The organism is Bradyrhizobium sp. AUGA SZCCT0105 (assembly GCF_018129565.1).
GTDB lineage: Bacteria > Pseudomonadota > Alphaproteobacteria > Rhizobiales > Xanthobacteraceae > Bradyrhizobium.
Map to the genome: position 1 here is coordinate 176,575 of NZ_JAFCMK010000008.1, position 24,078 is coordinate 200,652.

Below are 24,078 nucleotides of genomic sequence, written 5' to 3' on the forward strand. Positions count from 1 at the left end.
TCATGCGCGCGGAAGAGCCGTTCCTGGTCCGCCACGCGGACCTCATCTTCGCGTTGAAGACGTTCGCCGCGTCGATGCTGGCGCTTGTAATCGCATTGGCGATCGATCTGCCGCGGCCCTATTGGGCGATGGCGACGGTCTATATCACGTCGCAGCCGTTGGCCGGCGCGACCAGCTCGAAGGCGTTCTTCCGCGTGATTGGTACCCTCGTCGGCGCGAGCATGACGGTCGCCCTGGTGCCGAACCTGATCAATGCGCCGGAGCTGCTGTGCCTCGCGATCGCGCTCTGGGTCGGACTGTGCCTTTATCTGTCGTTGCTCGACGGCACGCCGCGCAGCTATGTCTTCATGCTGGGCGGATATACCGTCGCACTGATCGGCTTTCCGTCGGTCGCCGACCCGGGCAGCATCTTCGATGTTGCGCTGGCGCGGGTCGAGGAGATCTCGCTCGGCATCATCTGTGCGAGCCTGGTGTCGACCGTGGTGTTCCCGCGCAGCGTCGCGCCGGCGGTCGGCGGCCGCGTCAGGAGCTGGCTGTCGGATGCGCGCCGCCTGTCCCGCGACGTACTGCTTGATCGCGGGACCAGCGAGACGCGCCGGGCCCAACGCCTTCGCCTTGCGACCGACATCGTCGAGATCGATACGCTGGCAACCCATGTCGCCTATGACCGGCTGGCCGATGCCGGCACCGCGCGTGGCCTCGGCGAGGTCCGGCTGCGCATGCTGATGCTGCTGCCGATCATCACGTCGATCGAAGACCGGCTCGCCGCACTCGGCGAAGCGGCGCTGCCAAGGCAGCCGGAGCTGCGGCGCCTGATCGGCGATCTCGCCGCATGGATCGTGGACGACGATCGCCAGCGGCAATCCGGCAACGAGATCCGCGCTGCGATCGCCGAGCGGCAATCTGCCCTCGACGGCCTCGCGCCGCGCGAGCGCATCATCACGATCAGCCTGCTGCTCCGGCTCCGCGAGCTCGTCGACATCTCGGCCGACTGCCGCGCAATCGGCGATGCGATTGCCGCGGGCCAGGATATCTCAACCGTCCCGCTGGCGTTCCACCCGGAATCGGGCGCCGCGCCGGTCCGTCATCGCGACCACGGCATGGCGCTGTGGTCTGCCGCGGGGGCGGCGGTCGCCATCCTGATCTGCTGCGGCCTGTGGATTGCGACCGGCTGGGCCGATGGCGCCTCGGCGCCGATGATGGCCGCGGTCGCCTGCTCCTTCTTCGCCGCGCAGGACGAGCCGGCGCGCAGCATCCGGGCCTTCGGCCTGTTCTCGCTGGTCGCGATCGTCGTCGTCGCGATCTATCAATTCGCACTGGTGCCGGGCATCTCCCATGTCGAGGTTCTGATCGCCGCGCTGGCGCCGACCTTCCTGCTGTACGGCTTCCTGATCGCGCGGCCCAAAACCGCGCCGATCGGCATGGCGCTCGCCGCCAACACCGCGACGCTGCTGGCGCTGCAATCGACCTACAGCGCCGATTTTGCCGGTTTTGCCAACACGTCGGTCGCCTTCTTCCTCGGTGTCGTCATCGCCGAGATCGTGACGCGGGTCGCGCGCGGCGTCGGCGCCGAATGGATCGCCAAGCGGCTGATGACGTCGGGCTGGCAGACGCTTGCGGTCGCGGCCGAGCGGCGCGGCCACGGCGATCGCGCGCAGTTCGCCGGTCTGATGCTGCATCGGCTCGGCCTCCTGGTCCAGCGCATCGCCTTCATCTCCGAGAGCGACCGCCGCGATGCCGACAGCCTGGTCCAGCTGCGCATCGGGCTCAACATCATCGACCTCAGGCGAGCCCGTTACGGCCTCGCCGCATCGACCGTGCGCACCATCGACGACATGCTGGACGACCTCGCGGCGGCGTTTCGTGCCCATGCGGACGAGGCGTTGCCGGCCGAATTGCTGTCGCGCGTCGATGCGGCCGTGACCGCGGTCGTCAAGGATCCCAATGAACGCGCGCGGGACGATGCATTGCTCGGCCTCGTCGGCATCCGCCGCGGCCTGTTTCCGGATGCACCTGCGTATCGATCGCAGCCCGAGGAGAGCTTTGCCGCATGAGATATGAGCTCGACATCTACGGTGTCCTGGTCCCGGCGCTGCTGCTGTGGCTGATCGTTGCCTATGCGCTGAGCGCGGGAATCAGCCGGATCATGCAGCGCTTCGGGCTCTACCGGCTGGTCTGGCATCGCGCGCTGTTCAATTTCGCCCTGTACGTATGCCTGCTCGGCGTCGTCGTCTATCTTTCGGAGTTTCTGCCATGAAAGGGAATTTCGCCTGGCTCGGCCGGGTTGCGCTGACCGCGATCGCGCTCGTCGCCGCGCTCGCCGTCGGCCGCGCGCTCTGGATCTACTACATGGAGTCGCCGTGGACTCGCGACGGCAGGGTCCGCGCCGACGTGGTTCAGGTAGCTCCTGACGTCTCCGGCTTCGTCACCGACGTGCTGGTCAAGGACAATCAGCAAGTGCATCGCGGCGATATCCTGTTCCGGATCGATCGCGCCCGCTTTGCCCTGGCATTGCAGCAGGCCGACGCTGCGGTCGCCGGCCATCGCGCGACACTGGATCAAGCCGACGCCGACCTCAAACGCTACAGCGCGCTGACCACCGATGCGGTGTCGCAGCAGAAGCAGGAGCAGGTACTGGCCACCCAGCTTCAGGCCAAGGCCGCCTATGACCAGTCGGTCGCCGATCGCGCGGTGGCGCAGCTCAACCTCGATCGCAGCGAAGTCCACGCGTCGGTGAACGGCACCATCACCAATATGGACCTGCGGCCCGGCGCCTACGTCACCGCGGGCAAGGGCGTGATGGCGCTGGTCGACACCGATACGCTGCATGTCGAGGGCTATTTCGAGGAGACCAAGCTCGCGCGCATTCGCGTCGGCGACAAGGCGCAGGTCCGGCTGATGGGTGAGCCGGTCCGGCTCACCGGACATGTCGAGAGCATTGCGGCCGGCATCGCGGACCGCGACCGAACGGACGGCGCGAACCTGCTCGCAAACGTCAATCCGACGTTCAGCTGGGTCCGGCTCGCCCAACGCGTTCCGGTGCGCATCGCGCTCGATCACCTGCCGGATCGCATCGCACTGGTCGCCGGGCGTTCGGCCACGGTCGAGATCATGGACCAGAGCAATTTCGGTTCTGATTGAATCAGAACCGAAACTCTAGACTCTAGACTCTTGTTTTGACGCGTTTTCTTCACGCGAACCGGCGTCCACTTCGCTCGAAAACGCTCTAGCTGGCCATGCGCGCTATTGCACGCCGTAGCGGGTGAAGTCGTCTCCGATGCTGCCCTGGATCGCCTTGGCCGCCGAGATGTCGGCATTGCCGCCGGCCTTGTCGCCCTGCTTCAGCTTCGCCAGCCCGCGTCCATAGAGTGCGCTTGCCAGCTTCGGATCGGTGCGTAGCGCGGAGCTATAGTCGTCGATTGCCGCGCGGAGCTCGCCGGTCTTCAGATGGATCAGGCCGCGCGAGTCGTAGGTCGCGGCGTTGGCGGATCCCGATTGCAGCGCCTTGTTGCAATCTTCCAGCGCCTCCTGCAACGAACCAAGGATAGCCCGGCTCCAGCAGCGTCCGTTCCACACGCCGTCGAGGTTCGGCTCGAGGCGAATGGCCTGATCGTAGTCCTGCCCTGCGCGGGCATATTCATTTTTCTTCAGGTAGGCACCGGCTCGGTTGGCAAAGGCTTCGCCGTAATTCGGGTTGAGCCTGATGGCCTGATCGAACGCGTCGGTCGCGCGATCGTATTCGCGCTTTCTGAAGTAAGCCACGCCACGGTTGTTGAACGGCTTGGCGTAGGTTGGATTGAGCTCGATGGATCGATCAAAATCCGGGATGGCACGGTCATAGTCTCCCTTGGCGGCGTAGGCGTTGCCGCGGTTGTTATAGGCGATCGCAAGGCCGGCCGGCGTCATGTCCTGACCCGCGTCGATCAGCGCCGTGCATCCTTCAATGCGCGCGTCGAGGGGCGCATGCTCTCGCCCGCTGCACAGTTCGACGTTCCGCAGATAGCTGTCCTTCGGCTTCGTCTTCTGCGCGACCGCCGGTAATGCAAAGAGCGCAACGAGAAGCGATATCAGGTTGACAATTGCGCCGGCGCTTGCACGAGATTTCATGTCGGCCCTTGCTTGCTCGAAAAGGCCCACGCTTGGCCTAGCATCCTCGGCAGATGTTCGGATTGAACTTGTGGAGGATGTTTTGCTCAGGTTGCGGCGTCGTTCGCGTCCCGGTCTTTCTGACCTTGCTCTTGCCCTCCTCGACGAGCGTAGCGAACCTCACCGTTCCATCCTCAGATATTTCGATGCGCGGCGTGGTGCCTCGAATTCCCATCGTTGCGGCAGGCGTGTCGATCTTCATGTCACCGGTCTTCGCGATATTGCCGGCAACGAAGGTGAACGTTCCATTGGCCAGCTTGAACAAGGTCGAGTTCGACTTGCCGTTCGGGTCGTATACAAATTCGGTCATCGCCATCTTGGCGTTGCTCGACAGATTGAACGAGGTGCCATCGGTGAAGTTGATCCCCACCCGTCCGTCGGCCCCGGTCTGCACCACATCGCCCAAATAGACGGGGTCGCCAACCTGCGTTTGAGGCGGTTTGTCGGGCAACCCTGCTTGAACGACGACAGCACCCGCATGCTCGATCGTGACCGAACCGGTGGCCGCCACTACTCTCCCGATGAATTTCAATGGAGAATTCTGGACTGCGGGCTGCGCCGGCTCGGTTTGCGCCTGCACCTCGCCGGGCGCGAGAGTTGCGAGCGCCAGGACGAAGCCTGCAAGCAATTGAACAAGCAAATGGATGCGCACGATCCCCTCCTTTGAGAAGATTTCGTCGTGTCGCAGCGCGATGGTAACCGGACCGTCGGGCCGAGACCGCAGGACCTTGAGTGCCAAAAGAGTTGCCGCAGACAGGCCTAAGTACCTGACGCAGTTCGACTAAAAATTAATAAGTGGACAATTTGCTTGGTAACTATACTATTAATCTTGTGGGGCTGCACGCGCGATAAAGGACAGCTGTTCTGCCATTTTCGTAAACGCTCCGCGCAGTACTGGAATTCGATTTTCACTACCGAATTTAGTTTCAATCAGGACGTTTCGGCGGGCAAGCCTATGGCTGCTGACGCGAGGGTTTTTTACCTCGCGGCGAGCCAAACCAAAAAACTCGGCAACCACGTTCCGTCTGAATTGCTCAGCAGGCGAAAAGCCAATGTCAGTTGCGTCCGGCGTCGAGTTCGGGGGCGTGTGCGTGGCCGCTTTGGGCCGGCCGCCCCGATTGATCGGCAACATTCAGACGGCGATCGGCTGCGGCACTATCAAGCGTGCGAGCGGCATCGCGGTTCGAGGCGCGATTGGCGACCCCGTTCGCGAGGGTGACGTCATCGAGGTCGCAGCCGGCGGGCGGATCGAGATACGCTTGATCGATGGCAGGGTGCTCGACCTGCCAGGCGGCACCTGCCTCAAGCTAGATGCATGCGCGCAGGACCCCAGCGACATCGCGCGACCGGGCCTGCTCGCGAAGACCAGGGGCATCTTCCGTTCCATTGGCAGTTGGCTGGCGAGGTCGGGCCCCCCGACAGCGGCCCCGTCGGTGGGCGACATTCGAGCGGGCGGCTTCGGCACGCTTTCGCTCACCGCGCTGACCTTCTCGCTCCTGAACGAGGCCCGGGCTGCGGAGCCGAACGTCACGTTCCTGGACGACGACAGCATCAGCTACAAGGACCTCCACCACGGCGTGTTTGAGCTCGTGACCAAGGAGGCGATCCCCCGGCACATCATCGTCGAGGATCCCGGCGAGACGATCATTCTGAGCAGAAAAGGGTCTTCTTTCGGCGTAAGCCATGTCACGAATTCTGCTGCGCACATGGAGGAGTTGCGGGAGGCCCAACAGGAGGCGCTTGCCAATTTCGAGAAGGGAGCAGGATCAAAAGGGTCCGGCATGCCCGCTCTCGATGGGTCGCCGTTGCTGCAACCGATCAATTTTCAGCCTGGCGCCCCGCCGCTGACGCAAGATCCGCTCGCGCCCGTGCCGGTGGTTATCTTCGCCACCATTGAGACCTTCAAGCCGCCGCCGGTGCCGCCGAGCCTGAACCTCGGAGCAGGACTGGCAGAAATCGACACGGCGAAATTTGACGACTTCAGTGCGGCGAGCGGGACCTTTTCCGCGAGCAGCAAGAACGGTGCAGTGACATTCGGTATCGGCGGCGGAACTGCCGGCAACGTGGTGCTGGGCCAGCTGACCTACGACGTGTCGAGCACTGGACAGTTTGGCACGCTCTACCTCAACAGCGCGACGGGAAACTACACATTCGTTCCGAACAATGCCGCGATCAACGCGCTGAAGGTCAACTCGAGCCAAAGTTTCGTTATCACCGTATCGGACGGCACGCTCTCGACGAGTGAGAGCTTCAACATCACCATTGTTGGTGTCGACGACGCCTCCATCATCTCCGGCGCCAAGGCTGGCGCGGTTGTGGGGGCAGTCGGCGTCAGCGGAGCCTCGCCCGGTCTGCTCATCGCGACCGGCACGCTCACCGACACCGATGTCGACGACCCCGCCAACACCTTCACCGCGGTGAACGTGCCCACGACAAGCGCGGGCGGCCATGGCACATTCACACTAACGACGGCCGGCGTGTGGACCTATACGCTCAACAACGCCGACAGCTCCGTGCAAGCCCTCCATGTCGGCGACACGCTGACCGACAGCTTCACGGTGACCACGATTGGCGGAACCCCGCAGGTGGTGACAATCACCATCCACGGCCCGCTGATCGAGGCCAGAACGGCGCCGTCGCTGACGCTGAGCGAGACGCACCTGACAGCGACGGCGCTGGACGACAACATCGCCGGCTCGGCGCCGGACGCCGCGTTGACGACGACCTCAGGCGAGTTCTCGGCGGCATTCGTTACCGAAGCGGGTCTGGCGGTCAGCTACGCGCTGACGATCACCGGCGGCAACGGTGCAGCGTCGGGGCTGATCGACTCGCACACCGGCCTCTCCGACGTGCTGGTTCTGAACGGTAACACCATCGAAGGCCATGTCGGCACAGCAAGCGGCACGCTCGCATTTACCATCACGGTCGATCCGGCCACGGGCCGCGTGACCTTCGTCGAGCACCGCGCGGTGGAACAATCGTCCGGCACCAGCCCGGACAGCGGCGAAGCGATCGCGCTAGGGACGGGCATTGTAAATCTGATCGCGACGGTGACGAGCAGCGATGGCCTGTACCAGGATATAAGCATCGATCTCGGCAAGCAGCTGACAATCACGGACGATGGCCCGCACATTGCGGCGACGGGCACAGCCCCATCGCTGACGCTGAGCGAGACGCATCTGACGGCAACGGCGCTGGACGACCACATCGCGGGCTCGGCACCGTGCGCGGCACTGACGACGATTTCGGCTGATTTCTCGACGGCATTCACTTCGGTACAAGGCGCCGATGGCGCGACGACCCACTATGCCCTGATGATCAACGGAGGTAACAGCACTCCGTCCGGTCTGACCGACTCACATACCGGCCTCGCCGACGTGCTGGTTCTGCACGGCGACACAATCGAAGGCCACGTCGGCACGGCAAGCGGGGAGCTGGCATTCACCATCGCGCTTGATTCGGCCACCGGAAGCGTCACTTTCACCGAATATCGCGCGGTGACGCATCCGTCCTGCACCAGCGCTGACGAAGCCGCGTCGCTGACCGCCGGCATCGTGAACCTGGTTGCCACCATCACGGACAAGGATGGTGACACCCAGAGCGCGTACATCGACCTCGGCAAGCAGTTGACGATCACGGACGATCACCCGACCATTTGCGGCTTCCCGGAGACCTTCATCGCCGCTCAGGACAATCAGACTGCAACCGGCACTTACCATGTCGATTTCGGCGCGGATGGCGACGCCGCGATGCGCGTTGCTGTCTACAATGGTGCAGTCGGCTGCACGGGATACGATCTGGCCACGTCATCCCTGGGTGACGGCATCACCTCGGTGCACGTCACCGGACATGGCGATGACTACAGCTTCTACTATACGACCCATGAGGTGGGCGGCGGTGTCGAACTCGACGCGTACTTCAGGGATTGCGATGGCACGCTGGCCGATCCGTACTTCAAGTTGCTGATCGATCCGGATGGAACCTATTGCTTTGATCTAGAGCACGCCGGGCTGTCGAAGAACGTCACCGTTAGCGGCTCCGATTTCGACGCCCCGGCCTGCGGCACGCCGTCATTAACCGCTCCGGACGGACAACTGGTGATTACCGGGTCCGACTGCGCCGGCCATCCGCTCGACGTCAAAGCGTCGGAGTGCGGTATCGCGGTCGGCGACAGCGGACTGCAAATGGACCCCACTGAGCAGTTGAATCTCGCGTTCTCCGGGAAGCAGTCGCAGGTCAGTTTCGATCTCACGCAATGGCAGGGTTATGGCACCGCCGGCGTGATCCTCAAGGTTCTTGACGGCGGCGCCGACGTTCACGACTTCTGCATCGATGTTCCCAAACCGCTGTGCGGCAGTGCCAGCTTCGTGGTCCAGGAGACATCGGATGCTTCGTTGATCGACACCTATGCTTTTGATGCCACGACGACGACGTACACGCTGTACGTTGACAAGGCTTTCAATCAAGTCCAGGTCGACTACGATCGGCCGGAGGCCGGGCACCCCACCTTCGCAGTCAACAACATCAACTATACCGAGAAGACGAGTATCAATACGGATCTCCTGTTCGATGTAACTGCGGTCGACGGAGATGGCGACTCGGCTACAACCAATCTTCAGGTCGATATTCAGTGCCACACGGCGGGGATGGACGCCTTCACATTCGCGCCCAGCCCGGACAGTGCTGCTGCACCACCGGTCGGCGGCAGCACCAACGCTCCAGCCTCCGTCGTCAGCGCTACGTCAACCAGCGGCCACGAAGACGCAGCATCGTCACAGGCCATGGTGCCCTTCGTAGGGAGCGGAACGTCCGGAACCGAGCAGTCCTTTCATTTCGCGGAGCAACTTCCGAGCCATGAACAGCAGGGAGCTTCGTCCCCTGCACAATTCGATCAAGCCGCGGCGTGGTTCGGTCACCACCAGGATTTCTCCGGCTTTCGCCTGGCACAAGGGGCTGCAGATGGAGCGCCAGCAACTGGGACGGCGATCCCGGAGCACCAGCCAGAATATTCCTCGATCAACATGGACGCCGTCGTGACCCATGCGCCTCACGATCTGATCATGTAAGGGCCCTGAAGCCTGGTGAAGGTCCTGGCCCGCGTCGGATGTCGGCGCGGGCCAGGATCGTTTCTCGGGTCAGTGCCAGCCTTCGCCGGCCTTCAGCGCCGCCGAGAGGCTGCGCACCGGGCGCGTCACCAGCGGATCGAGATCGAAGCGCTTCTCGAGCAGCCGGAGGATCGACGTGGTGTCGAAGTCCTCATGCGCGACGCCCGACTTGTTGAAGCGCTTGGCGATCAGCAGTGCCGGAATGCGGGTGCCCGGACCCCACTGGTCCGCAGCACGGGCCTCGGCACCACGGCGGTTGTGCGGCGGGGGCGGAACGTGGTCCCACTGTCCACCGAACTCGTCATAGGTGATGACGATCAGCGTGTCCCTGCCATCCGGCCCTTCGACGATCGCCTTGACGAGATCGACGAGATGCTGGCTGCCTTCGGATTCACTGGTGTAGCCCGGATGCTCGTTCTCCTCGCCGATCGGCTTGATGAAGCTGACCTGCTTCAGCCGGCCGTTCTTGGCCGCCTGGATGAACTCCGCCTCGTCCTTCAGGTGATCCCTGCGGGCCTGTGTTCCCGGCGCGTAACTGGCGAAGTAGTTGAGCGCCTGATGGTGGAACTGGAAGTCCACATCGGGGCAGTTCGGGAACACCGCCGTGGAGAGATGGTTCGGATCGGTGCAGGTGGTGCCGTTGCCGTTGGTCCAGCCGGACGCGCCGACATCGCCATTGGCGTTCGACCAGCCGCCCGAATACCAGGCCCAGTCAACATGCTTGGCCGACAGCCGATCGCCGATGTTCGGCGTGTGCAGCGGCGGCAGGCGCTTGATGTCCGGAGTGCCCGGCGAATAGGGCTGATAGGTCGGCTGCGTGGTGTTGACCGCGTAGTCGCCGCAGGCGAGGCCAGCCGGCAGGCCGGCCTGGTTGCATTTCGCCGTCAGCTGCGCATCCTTCACGGTCGAGACCGGCGTGTAGAGCGGCGTGCTGGTCGGCATGCCGTTGGCGTCGACGATGGAGTGGAAGTCGTTGGCGCTGCCGTCGTTCAAGGCGCCGACGAATTGCGGCGCCGCGGCCGCGACCAGGAACTGGTGGTTGAGGAACGAACCGCCGAAGGCGCCCTGGAAGAAGCTGTCGGCGATGACGTAGTTCGGCGCGCCGTGGCCGTGGAGATAGGTGTAGATGGGCAGCTTCTTGGTGTCGTAGTAGCCCATGACAAGACCCGCAGCATCGCTGCCGGTCATGTAGCGGTTCTGCCGGCCATCGTTGAGCTGGTACTGCTCGCTGTAGAAGCGATGCACAATGTCCTCGGTGCAGCCGCCGGGCGCGCCGGTGCCGTTGAGGAATCCGTGCGCCGCGAAAGACCCGAGCGGCTTCGGACAGGTGGTCGCCGAGGTCGGGATGAAGTCGTTGATCTCGAACGGCTTGTTCTTGAAGGCGCTGAGGATCGCGACCGAGCCCGTATTGTCGGTGCAGGTCGTCGGCTGCGGCGACGGTGAAGTCAGGTTGACGTCAGTCTGCAACAGACAGGCATAGACGGTCTGGTTGTCCTGCCGGACCTGCAGCGTATGGGCTTGATCGGCGTCGGAGGTACCATTGATCCGGTCACGGCCGACATCGCCCCAGTGTCCATAGAGGTTATCGAAGCTGTGGTTCTCCTGGTAGATGACGACGATGTGCTTGTATTGATGCACACCTTCATGACCGCGGTCGCGCAGGTCACGCAGCTCGTCCCTGACCTCGTGCTTGAACTCATCAATGATCTTTTCGACCAAATTCTCGGCGTTTGCCACCGGTGAGATGGCAACGGCGCCAGCAACAACTGCGAGCGCCGGAATGGCTCCCCAAAGCCGCATAGTGCTCTCCTGATTCAGAAAGAAATAGAAATGGAGTTACACGCTATGCAAAACACATTTCGCCGGGATGACCGTTTTTCGACGCGCGCACAAACGCGTGAAAAGATGCACGCGCCGATAAATCTTCGTTCTATCAAATCGAGATCGGCCTGCGTCTCGTTGATCGATCGTCATCAAACCGCAATCAACAGTCGTCTATCCAAACAGATGGTCATTGATCCTGCCGACAGGAAACTGTCATCTCCGTGACATCTTCCAACGTACGGCAGCGCAAATGCGTTGTGACAGGGGCGTTTTCTCGCAATGGTTTGGGATATTCTGGCGTCCGGTTCCGGAAAATGTCGTGCGGCATCGGCCGACCATGGCGTTCGAACCGCACGGGTCGCGTTGCTGGCAGTCGTCGTTGCGCTTCTCCCGTCGCGCGCGATGGCATTCCCGCTCGGGGGCGACCAGACCGTGCTGCCGGCCGGCACCGAGTTTTCAGAGGAAGCGCTGGCACGGCCGCGCGAAATCTTTCATTCCGAAGCGATGGGCGGGCGAAAGTCCTATCTGGTCAATCTCGGCGATCTCGCGTTCAATTCGCCTTCCATCCTGGGCGGCAAGGCCCGCCAGGCCGAGATGAGCTGCGGCACCTGTCACGTCAACGGCGCATCGAACCCGAAATTGTTCGTTCCGGGCGCATCCTCCCGCCCCGGCACCTTCGACACGACCAGCCTTGTGTTCAACGCGAAGACGTTCAACAGCATCCTCGATCCGGTCAGGATCCCGAGCCTGCGGGGCGCCCGCTTCCTCGCCCCCTACGGACATGACGGGCGCATCACCTCGCTGCGCGACTTCGTATATAATGTCATCGTCAATGAGTTTTCCGGACCGCGGCCGCGCGACGAGATTCTCGACGGCCTCGTCGCCTATATCAACGATATCGATTTCCTCCCCAATCCGAAGATGGCGCCCGGCGGCAGGCTTGCCGCGCAGGCAAGCTTGCCCGAGCGCCGCGGCGAGGCGCTGTTCTTCAAACCGTTCCCCAAGCAGGCCGAGCTGAGCTGCGCCGGCTGTCATATTCCGGCCGGAACCTTCAACGACCAGCTGCGTCACGACGTCGGGTCCGGCGGGCTGGTCAAGACCCCCACTCTGCTCAACGCCAATTTCAATGCGCCCTACTTCCACGACGGCCGCTATGACAGCTACGAACAGGTCGTCGATCATTTCGATCGCGTGTTCGACCTCGAATTGTCGACCCAGGACACGCAGGACCTCGTAGCCTATCTGAATGCGGTCGGCGACGGCGAACGCCCGTTCGACAAGGACGGCGTCGTGCTCCGGATGAAGGAAGTGCTGGAGCTCTCGAGCGTGCTCGAGGTCGCGATCCCGGCCGCCGATACCGCAGTGGTGTCACTGGCCGTGACCGGGGTCGGCGCCGAACTGCGCGAATTGACCGAGCACATCCCCGACATCAGGAACACCTCGGTCGGCGGCAAGGCCGAGCGGCTCGCTGCGCGCGCAATCCTGAAGGATCTCGTTCTGACCTTGCGCCGTATCGACCTCGAGGTCGGCGCCGGCCGGATCGACGAAGCGATGGCGGAATTCCGCAAATTTGCCCAGTTGGTGAATTTCGACGTTCCGGTCGCCCTGAAGAAGGCCGAGCCCTGGTCCCTCTTCAACAGCAACGTGCATCAGTCGCACTACACGGCGCTCGGCCGGATATTGCCGGTGACAAGCCAGCAGCCGCAGTAGCGCACGCACTCACTGCGAGGCCGGCGGCGCGACCCATACGTCGCTCTGCTGGATCCGGCGGATCAGCGCCACCGGGTCGAACTTGCGCAGACCTGCGGGAATTTCGAAGGTTTGCGCCGGCTGCGGCTCGTCGCGGATGTGATCGGCGACGATCACCGTCCCATCCGCGGTCTTGATCTGCACCGGAAACCCGCGCGCGCGGTCGACCCAGCCGGTAAAGCTCAAGCCGGACGGCGCCGCGATTCGATAGACGTCGGTGTTGCGCCCCGCGATCGCTTCCTCTCCATCGCGCTGGCAGTGCCATGTCGCGAGATCGACCGGCGCGGACAGCTGCGCCATCGCCAGCCATTGCCGGCAGGGATCGTCCGGATCGACCGGGACGAACAGCTGGGTGAGCGGGCTCGATTGCATCGCCTTCATATAGACGTGTGCGGCCGGGCGGACGAAATAGGCGGCGGGCTTAGCCGTATCGAGCAGAAAGAAGCCGTCGGGCAGCGCGGTCGAATCGATCCGCGCTTTTCCGCCCGAGACCCGCAGCGTTCCCATGGCGGTTGCCGTATCGTCCTTCCGCGCGAGGAGGTCGGCGGAAAACTGCTGCGCCGCGGCCGGCGTCGGCACGTTGGCCAGGATGGCCATCGCGACGAACAGGCAGGCCATGGCATTCCTGCTGCCCTTCCACATCTTCTTCCACATCTTCCTGCACGTCGTCTCGTCGCGCTTCATCGCGTATCCCCGGTCGATCGGCTGGCGGGCCGGCAGAACATGACAGCGCCGACCGAACCAATGGTTCGATCGGCGCCGGCCTCGGATGGACTCAAGACCTCGTCCTGGACGAGAGCTCGATCACTCGGTGTAGGACAACGTGACCGGCTTGCTGAAGTCGAACGCGTCGAACAGGTCAGACAGCGCCGGGCTGTTGGTCGGGACGTACTCGTTGTTCTTCGAGTAGGTCGGGTTCGGCAGGTTATCGCGGCTGCGGTGCGTGAGCGGCTCGAGAGCCCAGTTGCGCTCAATGAACTTCAGCAGCGAAACGTGGTCGGCATAGTTGTGGTTGACCTTGCCGCCCGTCGAATAGGGCGAGAGGATCAGGGTCGGAATACGCGGTCCGTCGCCGAAGAAGTCGATCGACTGCGTGTAGCCGGAGTCCCAGTAGCCGCCGGCTTCGTCCCAGGTGATGAAGACCGCGGTGTCGGCCTTCAGCTCCGGATTGTTGTCCAGCGCGTTGAGCACGTTCAGGACATAGGCCTCGAACAGATCAACCTTCGAGCTCTGCGGATGACCGTCGAGCAGACCGTCCGGCTTGCCGAACGATACCGCGGGTAGCGTGTTGTGCTGGATCGCCGTGATCAGATCCGCCGTGTCCTTCATGTGAGCCTGACGCACGGCCGGGTTGGCCATGATCGAGGTCGCATACTGGAACGGGTTGCAGATCTGGCAGTAGGCAACACCGAGCGCGTGCGCCGGATCGGCGACCGCGGCGGCGCCGAGGTTGGGGTTCGAGGGGTTGGCGGCAACCGCGGCGTTGGAAAGCGCCACGGCGTCGTTGAACGCACCACCATAGAACGCCCAGGTGATGTTCTTCTCGATCAGAGCGTCACCGATCGTACGAACCGACGACGGCGGGACGTTGTTGCCGCCCGCCAGCGCGCCGTTCGGCAGATAGCCCGGATTGACGTTGTTGAGCATGTAGTAGTGGTTCGGTTTGCAGTTCGGCTCCGCCGCGTACGGCAGATTGTTGAGGTAGGTGACGATCGGCTTCACGCCGGGTTGGAACACGTCCGAGCAGTTGCTCCAATTGCCGTCGACGGTGTAGCGGTTGACCGAGCCCGCGACCGGGTTCGGGTTGGCGATCAGGTTCGCCGGCGGCGTCACCGGATTGCCCTTGCCATCGCTCCAGAAGGCCGCATCGCCGGTGCCGAGCATGAAGTGGTTCGCACCGGTGCCGCCATGGAACGACTGGTGGAAGTTGTCGCTCAGCGTGAAGCGGTCGGCGAGCATCTTCAGGATCGGGGCCTGACCCTGCTGGGCATTGTAGAAGCCCATCGAGTTGGCCATGCTCTTGTTCGACGCCGAATAGGTCGCCATCACGAACGGGAACAGGTCGTTCAGGCAGCCCGAATTGTTCTTCTTGGTGGCGCTGGCGGCGCTGCAATCTTCCTGCTGCCAGTCCTGATAGAAGCGATGGGTCGAGTCGCCGGTGTAGTCGTCGTCGCTGATCTGCTCGCCCTGCAGCGGGAACGGTCCGTTCAGTCCGCCGGCGCCGGGAACGCGGGTATCAAGCACACCGGTGGGCAGGCCGCTGAAGCCGGTGGTCAGGATGTCGAGATCGGCCGGGTCCATGTCCTTTTCGACGCTGGCTTCGGCAATCGTCTTGAACGGGGGCGACGTGTCGCCCTGCGCGGTCGGCGTGCCATTGGTGTTCGGCTGCGGCATCAAATTGGTCGCGTTGTAGGGCGACTTCGCGATCGCCGGCGCGCCGATGTAGAAGGACGGCTGGCCCGCGACCGAGTACTGCTGCGCCTGCGCGAAGTTCGGTCCCGGCGTTCCATCCTCGTTGACGATGCCCTTCGACAACAGGTTGGAGATGGTCTGCCCCTTGCCCTTCGGCTTGTAGATACCGAAGGTGTGATCAAGGCCGCGGTTCTCACCGATCAGGATGATGACGTGCTTGATCGGCGAAGCGGTCTTGCCCTTGCCGCCGTGATCCTTGTCGTCATGATCGTGGTCATGCTTGACGCGATCAGCTTCCTGATGCGCCTGGTGATTGTGATGCGGACGCTTGTCCCAATCACTGTGTCCGCCCGGATAGTGAGCGGCATATGCGGCTGTTGCGACGAGCACCGTTGACGCGATGCAGAGCGCGGTGCTGGTTCGCCAGTACTTTTTGTAGTTCAAACTCATTGTCGACCTCAGGGTGTTTGCGGTTAGCAACACACACTGCTTAGTGCGACAGTATGACGCATGGTTTTCGCTTGCGTGAAAGCGCGCGAGAAATTTCGAAACGTTCAAATATTTTCTGTGGAGACATCTGCTGCTGCACGCCGCATCTCCACGATTCGACTCTTCAACTGAAGATCGAAAGCAGACGGAGCGCGCCACGCAGCGACGCGGATCGCAAATGCCCTACAATTCAGCTCAATCAATGCGAGATGTGCCTGGAGCGCATCACCTCGCGAAGCGCGGCGTAATGCTGATCATGCACATCTTGATTGAACAACGACCATGGCTCGGCGCTCGCCAGTAACGCAGGCACCGCTGCAGCCATCAGATTGCGATAATTCCTGAACTCGGCTGCAGCATCCGCGTTGCGACCCGCGGCAACGGCCATCTCGATGCGCCGCAACGTGAGCACGAGCTCCTTCAGCCCGCTGCGCGCAAGCACGCGCTGCTGCTCGCCGCCGGACACGCTGGTGTTCTTGCGATCGGGATATTGCTCGGTCAACTCGCGCAGCTCGCGGCCGATCGTATCGACTGCAAGCGCGACGATGTCCTTGTCGCCGGCCGGAATCGCGGTCGCGAGCACCGTCGAGAAATCGTTGATCTCCTTCAGCGTCGCACCGGCACCGTCGCGTTCATAGGGCTGCACGCCGTCGCCGACGGCCGTGAGATAGGCGACGAGGTCGCCCTTTTCCTGCGCCGAGAGGTCGAGCTGAAAGGTCCGGTCGAAATAATCGACGACCTGGTTGAAATTGTCGAAGCGGCCATCGTGGAAATACGGCGCATTGAAGTCGGCGTTGCGCAGGGTCGGCGTCTTGAACAGACCGCCCGAGCCGACGTCATGCTGCTGGTGATCGACAAAGCCGGACGATGGCACGTGGCACCCCGCGCAGCTCAGCGCGGGATCGTGCGGGAACGGCTTCGCGAACAGCGCTTCGCCGCGGCGCTCCGCGTCGGTGATCTTGCCGGCCAGCCGCCCGGCGGGACCAAGGCTCGGATTGGGCAGGAAATCGATGTCGTGAAGATAGGCCACGATCGCATCGAGCGTGGCCGACGACGGCTCGGGACCTGCGAACTCGCTGGTGATGACGTTGCGGACGAAGTCACGCAGCGAAGCGAACCGGCCATCGGCGCCGTAGGGCGCAAGATAGCGGGCGCCGCGCAGGCTCGGAATCCGCACCGGATCGAACGACAGGTTGTTGGCCTTCGGATTGAACAACGCCCCCGTGGTGTCGAACGTGCCGGGCCGGCTCGACATCTTCGGCATGAAGAATTTGGCGTTGTTCGCACCATTGACGTGGCAGGTGCCGCAGCTCACACCGGCCTGCCGCGCCACCTCGCCGAGCAGCCCCGGCGAATTGAAGGCGAGATCGCCGAGATTCACCAGATACGACTTGGCTCCGGTGCGCTCGGACTGGAACACCTCACGCGGCTTGTCGAGCGCATCCTCGTTCAACTCGGTCGCAACCGGCAGCACGGTCTTGTCGCCATCGACCGGAAACGCCGCCGCGCGCCCGAGCAGCGCAAGGGCGATGACCGCGGAAAGCAGCGCAGCCGGACGCAGGTGAAGCGATCTCATCGCGCCTGCGCCTCCAGGGTCGGGCGCTGCAGCCCGAGCTTTGCCGAGGCGCTCTGCAACGCGACGACCAGTTCCTCGCTGGTCTGGCGCAGATCGGCGATATTGACATGCGGCAGGTCGGGCGTCGCGACGATCGCCTCGAGCTGCTCGATCCGGTTCGTCACCATCTCGTCGAGCTTGCCGTCGACCGTATTGAGCGCGGCGGAGAAAATCGTGTGATAGGCGAAGTCGATGCCGGCGATGTTGTTGCGCATATCGTCCAGCGAGGTGCCGCTGATGCGCGACTCGCCGCCATCGGCTTTGCTTTCGCCGACTTCGTAAGCAAGCCGCACGGTGCCATCCAGGAGACCTTGCGGCGTCAGCTTGATATCCTTGAGCTTGCCGTGAAGATCGTTCAGGTGCTCGACTAGGCCCGTCGCATCGGTAGCGACGTCGGTACTACCCGCTCCAAACAGTTTCGCCTCGATGGCGTGAAACCCGCTGTCCGCGTTCGGCCAGGCGTCGATCTGCGCATCGAGCTCTGGGACGAAGCCTGCGGTAAACACCTCCGAGCGCTCCCAGCCGGCGCGCGCCGACAGCCAGGCCTTCCGTGCACCGGGCAAGTCCGCCGCAGCGGCGCGCTCGCGCAACGCACGTGCACCCGCCAGCGCACTGGCAACGCCCTCGATCAGATACGGCCGATAGCGCTCGGCGCCGTCCTCGAGAGCGCCCGCATTCGCGGTGCGCACGCCTGCCGACGCTGCCAGCAAAGCAAGGCACGCCGCCACTCGCATCTTGTGCATAGCCAACCCACTCGTCTGCCGCAAAGGGCTCGCGGCACGTAATCGGCCGAACTATTGTCGGTATCCTATGCGGATTTGTGACAGCGCAGACTTTTTGTCGCATCTTTTCTGCTTCGCGATCGTTGTTGACGATCACAATCCCGCAAACGCATTGCTCGATTGAAAATGCACTGTTCAACGCGCGCGAGTTGTTGCAACACAGAGTGTTCACGCGTCACACTTGTCCCGCCACCATGCCAATCGATCGCGAAGCTCTTTATTTCATTGCATCTTACGGCGCGCTTTGCGTGCTGTGCTGCACCGTCGCGCTGATCGATCTGCGCCACGGCATCATTCCCGATTGGCTGAATCTTGCGATCGCGGCACTCGGTCTTGCACATGTCGTCATCACTGAAAGCACGACAGCCGCGCTCAGTGCGATGGCGATCGCCGCTCTCGTCGGCGCCCTGTTCTTTCTGTTGCAGCGCCTCTACTTCGCCTTGCGGCACGTGGACGGCTTGGGACTGGGCGACGTCAAGTTTCTTGCCGCCGCAACGATCTGGGTCGGCGCGGCGGGAATTCCGACCTTGCTGCTGATCGCGGCGCTCGCAGCACTTGCTGTCGCCGGCAGCCTGCAACTCGCAGGACACGAGATGAAACGCCAGACGTCGATCCCGTTCGGTCCTTTTCTTGCGCTCGGACTTCTCCTGACGCCGGCCCTGCAGAGCTGGCTGGGATTGAACTAGCGCGGGATCGAGATCGCAGTCACCGCTGGATCCGCGCAGCCAACGGCCTCCGGTCGGTACTGACCGGAACGAGGCGGACATCGCCGCTCTCCTCGGTGCCCGGCTGGGGCAATGTGAGCACGGCATCATGCTCGTCTTTCTGCATCGTGACTTCGCGTCCGCTGATGGCTCGCAGCTTCCATCCCTGGAAATCGTCACCGAGCTTCAGCCGCAATGCGGTCTTGTTCGCTTGGTCGAGAAATATCCCGAAGCTTTCATCGTCTCCCGCGATCGTGCCGACCAGCGACAGCGGCGGCGGCTCGAGCGCAACCTTGCGTGGCGGCGGCGGCAACGGCTTGCTGACTTCCGGCTCTGCAACGACGGCCGGCGGCGGCCGCCGCGACGGCGAGAACACCGGGCGGTCGCGGGTGTTGGACAACGTCTTGAGCGGAATGCCCCACAGCGGATTTGCGCTGAGCGGCCGGGGCGTCGGCGCCGGCGAAGGCGCCACCCGGACCGATGTCACCGGTTCGGACGGCGGCGGTGAACTCAGCACCGGTCCGCCCAAGCGGGTATCATCGAGCATCCCGGCATCCAGCGCATCGCCGGATGGGTCAGGCACCGCAGCCGGCGCCGAATAGGCCGACACCGCCAACAGCACGATGGTTGCAGCGAAGCGTCGCATCATTTGGCCCCTCGCCATTGTCCGGATACGCCGAGCAGCACGCGCAGCTTGCCGGGATCGGCGCCCTTCGCCGCCTCGTCGGCGACGGGTTGCACGACCAATTGGTCGATGAACAGGAACGGCATGCCGGCTTCGAGATCGTAGAGCACCTGTTGCAACTGCGCCTGTTCGATCTCGCTGCTTGCGACCATGCTGATGAAGCCGGCCTTGGCCGGCGCGTTGGGAACGTCGAGCTGCGTCGACAGCACATTGCCGCCGGCCTTGATCACCGCGCCCGACACGCGCTGCAGCAGCGTGGCGCCGGCAACCGTGACGGTCGCCCCCTCGAGATAGGCGGAACCGGTCGGCATCGGGGACTGACCGGGCGCGGTATTCGCCTTGGACCGTCCCTCCAGTTGCTCCAGCATTCCGGCCGACGCCGCAACATCGCTGCGCAGGCCGATGATGTCCGAGAGCGACGAGATGACGACGAAGAGCAGCAGCACGAAGAGGCCGAGATAGCTCGCGGTCGCGACCAGTGGCGAAGTACTGACGGCCGTCAGCGATCGGGATGCTGCGCTCATGAGCCGGACCCAAAGGAAGCGGATATATTGGCCTCGACGTGGAACCGCTCCGCCGATTCATTCGCGGCGCGGGTCGTCGGCGCGAAGAATGTCGCGCGGGTGAATTGCGGCGACTGTTCCAGCAGGCGGATCAGGGATGGCGCATCCTGGGTCAATCCCACCACCTGCACCTTGTTGCCCTCGATGCGGAGCTCCGTCACATAGGTCGTGTCGGGCAGGACGCGCGAGATCGCTTCCAGAACCATGACGCTCGATGGCGTCGTCTGCTTGCGCTTGGCGAGCAGGCCGAGACCGGACGAGTCGCCATTGGCATCGAGACGCAGCGCGGCGCGGCGCTGCGAGATGCGGTGTTGCAGGTCCTCCTGCTCGGATTGCAGCCAGCCGCCGAGATAGATGTTGAGCAGCAGGGAGACCGCGGCCGCAGCCGCCGTCGCGACCAGGCCGATGCGCAACAGGCGCGGAACCGCAGGTCCGGCCAGGCCGCGCAACGATTTGTCGAGCAGCGTCACCTGCTGCGGGGCGCCATCGCCGCCAACCGCCGGCGCTGAGACCGCAACGGTGGCGGCGCCGAGCATCCTGGCCATCCGGATCAGCGGATCGACCTTGCTCGCCGCGGTCGCACTGAACGCGACTTCGATACGGTCATTGGCGATCGGCTGTGGCGAACCCCAGCCAAAGGCCGCATCGGCCGCGGTCCATGGCGTCAGCCGGTCGACCTGCGCGCGGATCATGCCATCGAGGAAGTCGCCCGCCTGGCTCGGGAAATCGAGCACGCGGCTGACGACGTGATCCGATCGCAATCGCACCTCGATGCGGCTGCCGTCGAACGCGGTCTTCCACTCTGTTGACAGCGGAGGCTGCGGCGCATCGTGATCGAGCCGGAACGAAACCGGAGCTGACGGCGAGCCATCTCTCGATGCGGTGGCGCTGGCTGTGAACGTACCGTCGGCATTTTCGTCGAGCTCAATGCTGCGCCGGCGCATGAACCTGCCCGCGACGCCGTCGACGGCGGTCGCGACCGCGCCGATCCATTGCTCGAACCATTGCCGTGCCTCGGCGAGTATTGCCATCAACCTCTCCTCCGCGGCAGAACCGTGCTTCGCGGCTCGACATCGTTCTGCCAGGACAACACACGATATGGCTCGACCTTGTCGCCGAGCGCAATCACCGCTTCAGACGTGGTGCGGTGACCGTTGCGGAACCGGATCGAGATTGCGATCCGGTAGCATGGGCTCTGCGCGGTCGATGCCGCAGTTTGCGGGTTCGGCGCCTGCGATCCGGCGATGGGGCCGCCGTTCGGCGAGGGAGCAGGCGCGCCGAAGCTGTCCTGCTGCTTCCCCGATGCCTTATCCACGGCAAGAGCGACTTCCGGCGCGGCGATCGCCGGATCAACATCCGGACTGCCGTTGAACACCGTCACGAAAGGCAACACACGATCGACGAAGGCTTCGGGAATCCCGGCGACCAAAGCCAGCTCGTTGACATGGGTGAACAGCCCCTGCCGCGGCGAATAGCCAAGCGCGTTGTAGCGCGCGGCCTCCACATTCTCGCTGCCCGGCGAGGGCCGGGTTCGCCAGCCGACGATCCGGTCGGCGTATTCGCTGGCGGCGTCCTTCCGGGCGCCGAGCACGACAAAGAGGCCGATCAGCATTTCCTTCGACGCGTAGTTCAGGTCAACGCGGCCGGCCTCCGACGTGAAGGAGACACCGACGCTGGCGTCGTCCAGCCCGAAATGAAACGCCCCGTACTGCGGCCGCGTCTTCTCATCCGTCAGCGTCAGCTGATAGGTGGTGAGTTCGAGCCCGGCCGACACCAGCGCCTCGGTCTGCAGCGACAAGTCACTGGCCGCCAGCGCGCGCGCGGAGGCGGCAAGATAGGCCGAGAAGATGATCGCCAGCGACGACAGCGCGAGCAGGATCCAGAGCACTGCAACGATGACGAAGCCGCGATTGGCCGGCGATCGGCCGATATTGCCGGACGCACCCATCACGTCTTCCCCTGATCGGTGGCACCGTCGGAACTTTGCTTGTCGCCGCAATTGCCGTCCGGCTTGGTGCAGTCGCTCGGAATCTGGACATGGACCGGCGCGATGGTCGAAACCGACAGGACGCGCTGGCTCGCCGCGTCACGCACGGTCAACCGGATCATCGCCGGCAGCTTGTTGGCATCCTTCCACACGCTCTTCCAGGCCCGGTCGGCACCGGCATACGCGAACGACAGGCGATAGGGTGCGCGCAGCAGCACGACCGGGCTGCCGAGATGCACCTGTTCCGACAGCGACACCCCGTCGGCAAGCGGCGTGAAGCGCGCCTGCGAACGAACCGTGACGAACTCGCTGCGATCCCGGGTTTCACCAAGGTGCACCACGTCGAGCCCCGGCCCCGCATTCGGCCCCACCGACGTGCGCACGAAAGTGACCGACAATTCCGATCCGTCGAACAGCGCCTTGTGGGTATCGCGGTTGGCGGCAACGAACTCCGCCGCGGCGAGATCGGCGCCGATCCGCTCCAGCGCGATTCCGATGAATTCGCTGCGCTGGATCCGGTCGAGCCCCCGGTTCCAGCTCGGCAGCCATTGCGCCGTGATGCTGGCGAGCGCCGACAGCAACAGCCCCATCAGCGCCAGCGCGACGATGGTCTCGATCAGCGTGAAGCCACGCTCCCCCGTTCGCTGTGCTGTGCCTGCCGGGGTCATTGCGATGACCTCGGCATCAGGCGCACGGTGCGAATGTCGGACAACGCACCGCCCGGAGACTTGACGCGAATGCGCACCAGCTCCGGCGCCCAGGGTACGTTGCCCTCGGGCACCGTCCAGTCGCCACCGAGCGGACTGACCTCGATGGTCCAGCGGTAGCCCTCCGCCTGCCCCGTCGACGTCCCCGATTGCAGTTCGGCGCGCGGTGGAATGCCGACCGTCATCAATGTGCGCACCGCCTGCATCAGCGCGACGTGCTGCTCCATGGCCCGGACGCCGCGCGTCTTGACGCCCATGACCGCGCCGATCGCAACGATCGAGACAGCCACCAGCGCCAGCGCCACCAGCACCTCGATGATGGTGAACCCCGCGTCAGCGCGGTTAGTTGGCGGCGACGTCGCGAGCAACGATTTCAACCCTTCCGGTGAGCCAGTTGACGCGGACCTCATATCCCGCATCGAGCCGCGTCAGCGCGATGGAGCCGCCGCAGGAACCGCCATTGGCGAAGAAGCGGATGGTCGACAGTGCGGCGCGGCGCTGACAACTCTGCGGCAGCACCGCATCGAACCGTACGTCATCGGGGATTCGCACCGTCATGCGCGACGCGCCGGAGTGGATCACCCGGCTCGCCGCATCGACCAGCGTCGCAACGCTGGTGCTGCGCTCGATGGCGGCATTGCGATCGGCCTTCAGCAATGTTGCGGTCTGCAACGCATAGGCCTGCAAGCGCGATCGCGAGGTCTGGTGCGGAATGAACGGGAGCAGCACAGCCGCCAGCAGCGCGATGATGGCAAGCACGCACACCATCTCGAGCAGGGTGAAACCGCGCTGCGACGCCTCATTCATGCTCGCCATGCATCCTCATTGTTGGTCGTTGTTGGCGGCTGTCGTCTTTTCGAGCGAGATGTCGGCCGAGGTGCCGCTGCCGCCCTCCTGACCGTCAGAGCCATAGGAGACGATGTCGTAAGGTCCGTGTTCGCCGGGCGAGCGATAGAGATAGGGATGGTTCCAGGGATCGCTCGGAACGTTACCGCCCTTCAGATACGGACCATTCCAGGCGGCGACGCCCGGCGTGCGCCGGACCAGCGCGGCAAGTCCCTCCGCCGTGGACGGGAAGCGTCCGGCGTCGAGGTAGAACAGGTCGAGCGCACTGGAGAAGCTCTGCAACTGAATGCGCGCGGTCTTGACCTTGGATTCGCTGAGATAGTTGAGCACGCGCGGCCCGATCAGCCCCATGATGAGGCCGATGATCGCGATCACCACCAGCATCTCGACGAGGGTAAAGCCCTCCTGCCCCGAGCGCCTTGGCGGTTGTGAGCGCGCGGGATCGCGTCCCGCTCGCATGGAGA

The 24,078-nt window shown here is 63.8% G+C and carries 21 protein-coding genes; 6 read left to right on the forward strand and 15 right to left on the reverse strand.

All coding sequences use genetic code 11. The features are described 5' to 3' along the window. Nucleotides 1-2: 2 nt before the first annotated feature. The 3 genes from JQ573_RS31910 to JQ573_RS31920 are packed head-to-tail and all read left to right on the forward strand — an operon-like array spanning nucleotide 3 to nucleotide 3,141. Nucleotides 3-2,054, forward strand: coding sequence for an FUSC family protein (locus JQ573_RS31910; RefSeq protein ID WP_212318294.1), 2,052 nt, complete (start codon nucleotides 3-5; stop codon nucleotides 2,052-2,054). Next, entirely contained in the window at nucleotides 2,051-2,257 is a 207-nt protein-coding gene (locus tag JQ573_RS31915) for a DUF1656 domain-containing protein (protein ID WP_173639069.1), read from the forward strand. Before JQ573_RS31910 ends, JQ573_RS31915 begins: the two co-directional genes overlap by 4 nt. Continuing rightward, complete coding sequence (locus tag JQ573_RS31920; RefSeq protein ID WP_212318296.1) at nucleotides 2,254-3,141, forward strand: HlyD family secretion protein; 888 nt, start codon at nucleotides 2,254-2,256, stop codon at nucleotides 3,139-3,141. The genes JQ573_RS31915 and JQ573_RS31920 overlap by 4 nt, the downstream gene beginning before the upstream one ends. A gap of 102 nt (nucleotides 3,142-3,243) precedes the next feature. Here JQ573_RS31920 and JQ573_RS31925 read toward each other — a convergent pair whose 3' ends face one another. Both JQ573_RS31925 and JQ573_RS31930 read right to left on the reverse strand, forming a co-directional pair. Next, a complete protein-coding gene (locus JQ573_RS31925; RefSeq protein ID WP_212318298.1) occupies nucleotides 3,244-4,107 on the reverse strand; it encodes a tetratricopeptide repeat protein in 864 nt (287 codons plus the stop codon). A gap of 37 nt (nucleotides 4,108-4,144) precedes the next feature. Beyond that, complete coding sequence (locus JQ573_RS31930) at nucleotides 4,145-4,798, reverse strand: FecR domain-containing protein (protein ID WP_312011692.1); 654 nt, start codon at nucleotides 4,796-4,798, stop codon at nucleotides 4,145-4,147. A 400-nt stretch (nucleotides 4,799-5,198) separates the two neighbouring features. On the opposite strand from JQ573_RS31930, the gene JQ573_RS31935 reads away from it, so the two are divergent. After that, complete coding sequence (locus JQ573_RS31935; protein WP_212318300.1) at nucleotides 5,199-9,212, forward strand: DUF5801 repeats-in-toxin domain-containing protein; 4,014 nt, start codon at nucleotides 5,199-5,201, stop codon at nucleotides 9,210-9,212. 69 nt (nucleotides 9,213-9,281) lie between these two features. Here the strand turns inward: JQ573_RS31935 and JQ573_RS31940 are convergent, their stop codons facing one another. Further along, the gene (locus JQ573_RS31940; RefSeq protein WP_212318302.1) at nucleotides 9,282-11,051 is read right to left on the reverse strand and encodes an alkaline phosphatase family protein; all 1,770 of its coding nucleotides are present in this window, start codon (nucleotides 11,049-11,051) and stop codon (nucleotides 9,282-9,284) included. A 303-nt stretch (nucleotides 11,052-11,354) separates the two neighbouring features. Here JQ573_RS31940 and JQ573_RS31945 point away from each other — a divergent pair, with 303 nt between their 5' ends. Then, the gene (locus tag JQ573_RS31945) at nucleotides 11,355-12,785 is read left to right on the forward strand and encodes a cytochrome c peroxidase (protein WP_212318304.1); all 1,431 of its coding nucleotides are present in this window, start codon (nucleotides 11,355-11,357) and stop codon (nucleotides 12,783-12,785) included. A 9-nt stretch (nucleotides 12,786-12,794) separates the two neighbouring features. Here the strand turns inward: JQ573_RS31945 and JQ573_RS31950 are convergent, their stop codons facing one another. From JQ573_RS31950 to JQ573_RS31965, 4 genes are all read right to left on the reverse strand, one after another. Then, a complete protein-coding gene (locus tag JQ573_RS31950) occupies nucleotides 12,795-13,508 on the reverse strand; it encodes a hypothetical protein (RefSeq protein ID WP_249132581.1) in 714 nt (237 codons plus the stop codon). A 120-nt stretch (nucleotides 13,509-13,628) separates the two neighbouring features. Then, nucleotides 13,629-15,686: an alkaline phosphatase family protein gene (locus JQ573_RS31955; RefSeq protein ID WP_249132582.1), complete on the reverse strand. Its 2,058-nt coding sequence runs from the start codon at nucleotides 15,684-15,686 to the stop codon at nucleotides 13,629-13,631. Between the two features lie 238 nt (nucleotides 15,687-15,924). Further along, a complete protein-coding gene (locus JQ573_RS31960; RefSeq protein WP_212318306.1) occupies nucleotides 15,925-17,301 on the reverse strand; it encodes a cytochrome c peroxidase in 1,377 nt (458 codons plus the stop codon). Further along, the gene (locus JQ573_RS31965; RefSeq protein WP_212318308.1) at nucleotides 17,298-18,083 is read right to left on the reverse strand and encodes an EfeM/EfeO family lipoprotein; all 786 of its coding nucleotides are present in this window, start codon (nucleotides 18,081-18,083) and stop codon (nucleotides 17,298-17,300) included. Before JQ573_RS31965 ends, JQ573_RS31960 begins: the two co-directional genes overlap by 4 nt. A gap of 77 nt (nucleotides 18,084-18,160) precedes the next feature. Between JQ573_RS31965 and JQ573_RS31970 the strand changes: the two genes are divergently transcribed. Next, the gene (locus JQ573_RS31970) at nucleotides 18,161-18,808 is read left to right on the forward strand and encodes an A24 family peptidase (RefSeq protein ID WP_312011693.1); all 648 of its coding nucleotides are present in this window, start codon (nucleotides 18,161-18,163) and stop codon (nucleotides 18,806-18,808) included. Between the two features lie 19 nt (nucleotides 18,809-18,827). Here the strand turns inward: JQ573_RS31970 and JQ573_RS31975 are convergent, their stop codons facing one another. The 8 genes from JQ573_RS31975 to gspG are packed head-to-tail and all read right to left on the reverse strand — an operon-like array spanning nucleotide 18,828 to nucleotide 24,073. Continuing rightward, nucleotides 18,828-19,475, reverse strand: coding sequence for a hypothetical protein (locus tag JQ573_RS31975; protein WP_212318310.1), 648 nt, complete (start codon nucleotides 19,473-19,475; stop codon nucleotides 18,828-18,830). Beyond that, nucleotides 19,472-20,035, reverse strand: a complete 564-nt coding sequence (gspM, locus tag JQ573_RS31980; RefSeq protein ID WP_224944000.1) for a type II secretion system protein GspM — start codon at nucleotides 20,033-20,035, stop codon at nucleotides 19,472-19,474. The genes JQ573_RS31975 and gspM overlap by 4 nt, the downstream gene beginning before the upstream one ends. Next, nucleotides 20,032-21,105: a PilN domain-containing protein gene (locus tag JQ573_RS31985; protein ID WP_212318313.1), complete on the reverse strand. Its 1,074-nt coding sequence runs from the start codon at nucleotides 21,103-21,105 to the stop codon at nucleotides 20,032-20,034. Before JQ573_RS31985 ends, gspM begins: the two co-directional genes overlap by 4 nt. Beyond that, nucleotides 21,105-22,022 (reverse strand): general secretion pathway protein GspK, encoded by a 918-nt coding sequence (locus JQ573_RS31990; protein ID WP_212318316.1) that lies wholly within the window; start codon nucleotides 22,020-22,022, stop codon nucleotides 21,105-21,107. Before JQ573_RS31990 ends, JQ573_RS31985 begins: the two co-directional genes overlap by 1 nt. Then, nucleotides 22,022-22,729 (reverse strand): type II secretion system protein J, encoded by a 708-nt coding sequence (locus tag JQ573_RS31995; RefSeq protein ID WP_212318318.1) that lies wholly within the window; start codon nucleotides 22,727-22,729, stop codon nucleotides 22,022-22,024. The genes JQ573_RS31990 and JQ573_RS31995 overlap by 1 nt, the downstream gene beginning before the upstream one ends. Beyond that, nucleotides 22,726-23,145 (reverse strand): prepilin-type N-terminal cleavage/methylation domain-containing protein, encoded by a 420-nt coding sequence (locus JQ573_RS32000; protein WP_249132583.1) that lies wholly within the window; start codon nucleotides 23,143-23,145, stop codon nucleotides 22,726-22,728. Before JQ573_RS32000 ends, JQ573_RS31995 begins: the two co-directional genes overlap by 4 nt. Then, on the reverse strand, nucleotides 23,111-23,575 hold the full coding sequence (locus JQ573_RS32005) for a type II secretion system protein (protein WP_092126604.1): 465 nt from the start codon (nucleotides 23,573-23,575) through the stop codon (nucleotides 23,111-23,113). Before JQ573_RS32005 ends, JQ573_RS32000 begins: the two co-directional genes overlap by 35 nt. Nucleotides 23,576-23,590: 15 nt before the next feature. After that, nucleotides 23,591-24,073 carry a type II secretion system major pseudopilin GspG gene (gene gspG, locus JQ573_RS32010; protein ID WP_212318434.1) on the reverse strand — a complete coding sequence of 161 codons (483 nt, stop codon included), beginning with the start codon at nucleotides 24,071-24,073 and terminating at the stop codon, nucleotides 23,591-23,593. Nucleotides 24,074-24,078: the final 5 nt, after the last annotated feature.